Consider the following 6,341-nt stretch of genomic DNA (forward strand, 5'->3'; position numbering starts at 1 on the left):
CGCCCGCCTGCGGCGGGCGTTTTCTGTAAGCATTTGCGTAACCGGGCGCAGTTGGCGCAAAAAAATGCGTATCAGATTGATCTGTGACGCGACGAATCCCGTGTCTTGAGCAATACTCTGCTCGCGGTAATCCAAGGGTCGGAGCACTGCACAGTTGCAATCAATTTGCCTTTTCGGCTCGCGGCCAGCGTTTTCGGCACCGACCAGAGGCGGGACACAACAAGGACGTCGCACTCATGAAACCGTTAATCACCGACCACGGCCTGCCGGCGCAGATTTGGAACAGCGCGCCGCAACTCGCCAACATCCCCGTCATCAATACCCACAGCCTGGTGCCCGAAGGTGCGCGCGCCGTGGTAATCGCACCCCATCCCGGCGACGAAGTAGTGACCTGCGGCGGCCTGCTGCAATTGCTCGCCAGCCTCGGCCATCCGCTGCAACTGCTGTCGATCACCGATGGCAGCGCCAGCCATCCCGGCTCGCGCCAATGGTCGGAAAAACGCCTGAGCGTGTTCCGTCCCCAGGAAAGCGTCGAAGCGCTGCGCCGTCTCGGTCTGCCGATGCACAGCCTGAAGTGGGTGCGCGGCGGTTTCGCCGACAGCGCCTTGAGCGACCAGGAAACCCAACTGACCGAATTCATCAGCCGCTACCTGCGGCCCGGCGACGTGGTGTTCAGCACCTGGCGCGGGGATCGCAACAGCGACCATGAGGTGGTCGGTCGTGCCAGCTTCAACGCAGCACAACACTGCGCGGCCAGCTACCACGATGTCCCGGTGTGGGCCTGGCACTGGCCGGAGCGCGACCAGCACCTGATTCCCTGGGAACGCGCACGCAAACTGCGCCTCGACACCTGGACGGTTGCGCGCAAAAGCCACGCCACCCACGCCTACGCCAGCCAGCTCAAGGGCGAACCGGCCATCGGCATTGCCCCGATGCTGCCGCCGGTGCTGCTGGAGCGGATGCGATTGCCGTATGAAATCGTGTTTGTCTGAAAAGGCGGCCAGCCACGATTCCCTGTGGGAGCGAGCCTGCTTGCGAAAGCGCCGGGGCAGTGAAATCGATGCTGACAGGCCCACCGCCTTCGGGAGCCAGCCCCTCCCACACTGGTCTCCACTGTTCACAAAACTTGCTGGCGCCCTATAAACCTGTGGGAGCGAGCTTGCTCGCGAAGGGGCCTCGTCAGTCAATACATGCATTGGCTGGCCCACCGCTATCGCGAGCAGGCTCACTCCTACATTGCTTGCGTCGTTCACAAAACGGAACTGCCGCCCCCTCGCATCAGTCGCATGAACAGGCAGACCCCATTCAGAGGAGTGAACGTGTCCAGCGATCCCAAACGTCACGCCGTCGACGCGCCTGACATTCATCGCATGCGCGTGCTGACGGTCAACACCCACAAGGGGTTCACCGCGTTGAATCGGCGCTTCATTCTCCCGGAACTGCGCGAAGCGGTGCGCAGCACTTCGGCCGATCTGGTGTTCCTGCAAGAAGTGGTCGGTGAACACGAGCGCCATTCGAGCCGCTACAACGAATGGCCGCAAACCTCGCAGTACGAATTTCTTGCGGACAGCATGTGGAGCGATTTTGCCTACGGGCGTAACGCGGTGTATCCCGATGGCCATCACGGCAACGCACTGCTGTCCAAATACCCGATTCGCGAATACCGCAACCTCGACGTGTCGATCACCGGCCCGGAACGCCGGGGCCTGTTGCACTGTGTGCTGGATGTGCCGGGGCATGCTGAGGTTCATGCGATCTGCGTGCACTTGAGCTTGCTGGAAAGTCACCGCCAATTGCAGCTGCAACTGCTCTGCCAGTTGCTGGAATCCCTGCCCGATGACGCCCCGGTGATCATTGCCGGCGATTTCAACGACTGGCAGTTGCAGGGCAATGCCACCCTCGCCCGACGCGATTACCTGCACGAAGCCTTCGAACGCCATCACGGCCGCCCGGCGAAAACCTACCCGGCGCGTTTTCCGTTACTGCGCCTGGACCGCATCTACTTGCGCAACGCGAGTAGCCATGATCCGCAGATCCTCGGCAACAAGCCGTGGACGCACCTCTCCGATCACCTGCCGCTGGCGGTTGAAGTGCACCTGTAACCACGATGCGGCGCACGACCGTTCGTCAGTCGGACCGGCTGAGGGTGCAAACTTCTTCTACACCTTCCGAAGCTGAAGGATCGGCGACTTCAGAACGTTAGGGTACACACCTTATGTAGTTCCTCAACTCCAGAGGCTTTTTTTGGGTCCGGCACCCTACAAGGATGAACTTCCCATCGTCACGCAGGGAATTGACATGCCAGCTATCAGAACGTTGAGGACTTTGCCGCATACCTTCGTCTTGCCCGCTTGCCTCGGGCTGCTCGTCAGCCCGCCGGCCTGGTCCGCCTGCGTGCTGACACCCGGCGCGGGCAACGACAGCTATTCATGTGACAGCGGCAGTAGCGGCCCGCTCACCGACCTCTCGGGTAACAACAGTCTGACCTTTCCTGCCAACGGCAACGGCCAGATCAATGGCAGCGTAACCTTCGGCAACGGCGCCGACCGGGTCGAGATGAACTCCGGCAGAATCACGCTGCAATTGAGCCAGGGCGGCGGAATTGATGACTTTGTGATGACCGGCGGCCAGATTGGCTTCCTTGCCCAGGGCGACGGTCGCGACACCTTCCTGATGACTGGCGGCGCCATCGACTCGGCGTTTGAGGATGGCGATGTCGCGCGCATGACTGGCGGCACCATTGGCCGGGTTGACATGAAACTCGACGACAATTTTTTCGATCTGTCCGGCGGGCAGATCTTCGGCAATCTGGTTACTGGCTTCGGCACCGACACCATCATCGTCTCCGGCGGGCGCATCGGCGGTAACGTGAGTGTCAGCGGTGGCAACGACAGCATCACGGTGACCGGTGGCGAAATCGTCGGCGAGATTCGCGCCAGTGCCGGTGATGACACACTGTCGTGGAGCGGCGGGATCATCCGCTCGGCGATCCTGCTGGACGCCGGTAATGACCGCGCGACGTTGAATGGCCTCGATGACAGCCTTATCGCGCTTCCCCCCAGGATCGATGGCGGTGTCGGCAGTGATGCGCTGACGCTCGACAACACCCGAACGGCGCTGCCTGAACGCTTTGTCAATTGGGAGACGGTGAACGTGAGCAATGGCTCGCAACTGGACCTGGGGTCTTCCAGCCTGTCGCTGGGGGACGCGGATACCGGCACCGGTGTATTGAACCTTGACGGCAACAGCACCTTGCTTTCCACCCAGGGCGTGATTAGATCTGCGCTGGCCGGGCAGACGGCAACCTTCAACAATGGCGGGGTCATCGACCTGGCCCGCAACAGCAATCGCACCGACGATACGCTGACGGTACAGGGCAACTATGTCGGCAATAGCGGCCAGTTACTGCTGCAAACCAGCGTCGGTGGTGATGATTCGCCAAGCGACAGACTGGTGGTCAACAATGGCACCCTGAGTGGCGCCACCGTCATCACCGTCGACAACCATGGCGGGCTGGGCGCACTGACCCGACTCAACGGCATCCAGCTGGTCCAGGCCCAAGGCAGCACGGTCAGCACGGATAACGCCTTCACCCTCAACGGCCCGGTGTCGGCCGGGGCTTATGACTACTACCTGTTCAAGGGCGGCGTGACGGCCGGCAGCGAAAACAGTTGGTACTTGCGCTCAGCCGTTGTTTCGCCGCAGGTGATCAGCGTACCCAACCCGGATCCGGCGTTGCCGCCGATCCTCGTGCCGGTGACAGCCGTGCCCATAGCGGCCGTGGCACCGGCCGGGAGCGCACCGTTACCGGTATTGCCCGCCGCCGTGGCCGGGGCCGCACCGATTCCACTGTACCGACCGGAAGTCCCGACGTGGTCGGTGCTGCCACCCGCCGCCGCCCAACTGACGCTCAATGCGTTGGGCACTTTTCACGATCGCCAGGGTGATCAGCGCCTGCTCAAGGAGACCGGCGCATTCAGTGCCGGTTGGGCTCGGGTCTACGGCAAGAATCTCGAGCAAACCTGGACCGGCACCGTCACACCACGGCTGGATGGCTCGCTCAACGGTTTTCAGGCGGGCAACGATCTGTACAGCGCACAAACCGTGGGCGGTCAAACCCAGCGTGTGGGTTTCTTCGTCGGGCATAGTCGCCTGCGAGGCGATGTCGATGGCTTCAATGAAGGCTTTCAAGGCAATAGCGCCGGCAAGATCAAGCTTGAGGGCGACAGCTATGGCCTGTACTGGACACTGATCGATCCCTCCGGCGGGTACATCGATGCCGTCGTGATGGGCACCCGTTTCGACGGCGACAATCATTCCGATCGCGGGATCAAACTGGACAACCGCGGACATGCGCTGACGCTGTCGGCCGAAGCCGGTTATCCGTTCGCGATCAATGACACCTGGGTGATCGAGCCGCAGGCTCAGGTCCTTCACCAGAAAATTTCCCTCGACAGCCAGAACGACGGTATCTCAAAGGTCTCGTTCGATTCGGACAGCGCCTGGACCGGCCGTCTCGGTGCTCGCCTCAAGGGACGCTATCACGTCAGCAGCCTGCCGCTGGAACCCTACCTTCGCACCAACCTGTGGCATACGTTCTCCGGCACCGACACGGTGACCTTCGGAACCAGCGATGTCATTACCACGCAACAGAAATCCTCTTCGGCGGATATCGGTCTTGGCGTCGTGCTCACACTTGATCGCGCCGTCAGTATTTTTGCCAGCACCGATTACAGCCGAAATATTGACAGCAATGACTCGCGTGGCGTCGTCGGCAACCTGGGCGTGCGCATTAGCTGGTAGACCTTCCGTCGGCAATAAAGCGGCTGCATCGCGCAGCCGCCATTGCGATTCTCCATTCAAACAGACACTTAGTTATCCGCCAAAAAACAAGCGCTTGCGCTGCCTGATTTATAACGACCGCTCATCGTTCAATTTCTTGACGGACAGCCGTAGCTCTTCTTATCTCAAGCTTACTACCCCCGGAAACACTCACCGGGGCTGACCGCCAGGCACTCGCAAAATCGAGCGGCCACGGTTCGCCCCGCCCCATTCGGTCGCCCCTCATTCGGGGTAGGAGAGACGCCAGAATCGAGATGCCGCATGCGCCTGCAAGGTAGACCTCCATGAAAACTTCGCTCACCTCACACGAGATCAAAATCACTATCTGCACAGTGTCGAGTTCTGTCCTGCTGTGCTCATCCATGGAGGTGCAGGCAGGCCCTGCGGCGGATGAAGCCGCCCCGTGGTATCGCGCGGATGTACCGGTCATGACCCTGCCTGCGACCGTCATTACGCCCGGGCCGCAGCGCCTTGATCCACGCCGCGACTTGTCGGGCAGCCGCCTCATGACCGAAGAACTCGCCCCGGGCGCCTGGGATCAGCTCTACGGCAAAAGCGCCCGCCAGGCCCAGACCGACGTGCTGTCTTCAGGCTTTGCAACACCCGGCAGCGGAGACTTCAAGGGACCTGCGGTGTTGACCCTGCGAAGCGCCAGCCATACCCAGAAGATCGGCCTGATCGGAGGGGTCAATCAGATTCAAGGCAACACCAGCGGCTTGCACAACAGTCGCGCCCAAGCCGATGCCGGAACCGACACCCTCAACCTGCAAGGCCAAAGCCTGGGCGCCTATTACAGCCTGATCGGTGCGCAGGGCTGGCACGTCGACCTGTCGGCCAGCGGTGGCCGGGTCAGCGGTTTCAGCCGCAACGGCCAAGGCACCCGGCAAGTCACTGAAGGCACCGCGATGACTTTTTCCGTGGAAGGCGGCTATCCCATCGGCCTGAGCGACCACTGGGTGGTCGAACCGCAAGCGCAATTGATCAACCAGCGCATCAGCCTCGACACGCCATACGCCGGATCGGGCAATGCATCATCCTCGGAACTGACGTCGTGGAGCGGCCGTGTCGGCGCACGCTTGAAAGGCAGTTATGACTTGAACGGCCTGCCGGTCGAACCGTATGTGCGCACCAACCTCTGGCACACCGTGTATACCGGCAACACGGTGACGCTGGATCAGGTCGACAAGATCAGCAGCAGCCGCAAGTCATCGACGGTGGAACTGGGACTGGGCCTGGTGGCGCGGGTGACGCCGGCGGTGAGTCTGTATGTCAGCGCTGATTACAGCAGCGATGTCGATGACAACGATTTGAATGGGATCATTGGCAGTCTGGGGGTACGGATGCGCTGGTGATCTTCAGATCACCGAAAATCCCCTGTGGGAGATGTACAGGCGGGAAGTCATGGTTGGCTGTAATGCCGCTATCGCGAGCAGGCTCACTCCTACAGTTGGAATAGGTACAACCTCAAGAAACAGGTCGGCTGTCAGGCCGCCTTCGCG

4 protein-coding genes are annotated in these 6,341 nt (G+C 61.3%); all 4 read left to right on the plus strand.

Annotation, left to right across the window (positions count from 1 at the left end; all coding sequences use genetic code 11):
• Nucleotides 1-236 precede the first annotated feature (236 nt).
• Complete coding sequence (locus HU743_RS25745; RefSeq protein ID WP_186552173.1) at nucleotides 237-992, plus strand: PIG-L family deacetylase; 756 nt, start codon at nucleotides 237-239, stop codon at nucleotides 990-992.
• Between the two features lie 327 nt (nucleotides 993-1,319).
• Nucleotides 1,320-2,102 carry an endonuclease/exonuclease/phosphatase family protein gene (locus HU743_RS25750; protein WP_186623984.1) on the plus strand — a complete coding sequence of 261 codons (783 nt, stop codon included), beginning with the start codon at nucleotides 1,320-1,322 and terminating at the stop codon, nucleotides 2,100-2,102.
• A 196-nt stretch (nucleotides 2,103-2,298) separates the two neighbouring features.
• Nucleotides 2,299-4,803, plus strand: a complete 2,505-nt coding sequence (locus HU743_RS25755; RefSeq protein WP_186652086.1) for an autotransporter outer membrane beta-barrel domain-containing protein — start codon at nucleotides 2,299-2,301, stop codon at nucleotides 4,801-4,803.
• A 323-nt stretch (nucleotides 4,804-5,126) separates the two neighbouring features.
• A complete protein-coding gene (locus tag HU743_RS25760; protein ID WP_186630424.1) occupies nucleotides 5,127-6,194 on the plus strand; it encodes an autotransporter outer membrane beta-barrel domain-containing protein in 1,068 nt (355 codons plus the stop codon).
• Nucleotides 6,195-6,341: the final 147 nt, after the last annotated feature.

The sequence above is a fragment of the Pseudomonas sp. SWRI99 genome (genome assembly GCF_014270125.1).
Lineage (GTDB): Bacteria > Pseudomonadota > Gammaproteobacteria > Pseudomonadales > Pseudomonadaceae > Aquipseudomonas > Aquipseudomonas hamedanensis.

What these genes read in the sequence shown, in the direction of transcription:
- HU743_RS25745 (WP_186552173.1), top strand. Translation starts at nt 237, where the DNA reads ATGAAACCGTTAATCACCGACCACGGCCTGCCGGCGCAGATTTGGAAC.
- HU743_RS25760 (WP_186630424.1), top strand. Translation starts at nt 5,127, where the DNA reads ATGAAAACTTCGCTCACCTCACACGAGATCAAAATCACTATCTGCACA.
- HU743_RS25755 (WP_186652086.1), top strand. Translation starts at nt 2,299, where the DNA reads ATGCCAGCTATCAGAACGTTGAGGACTTTGCCGCATACCTTCGTCTTG.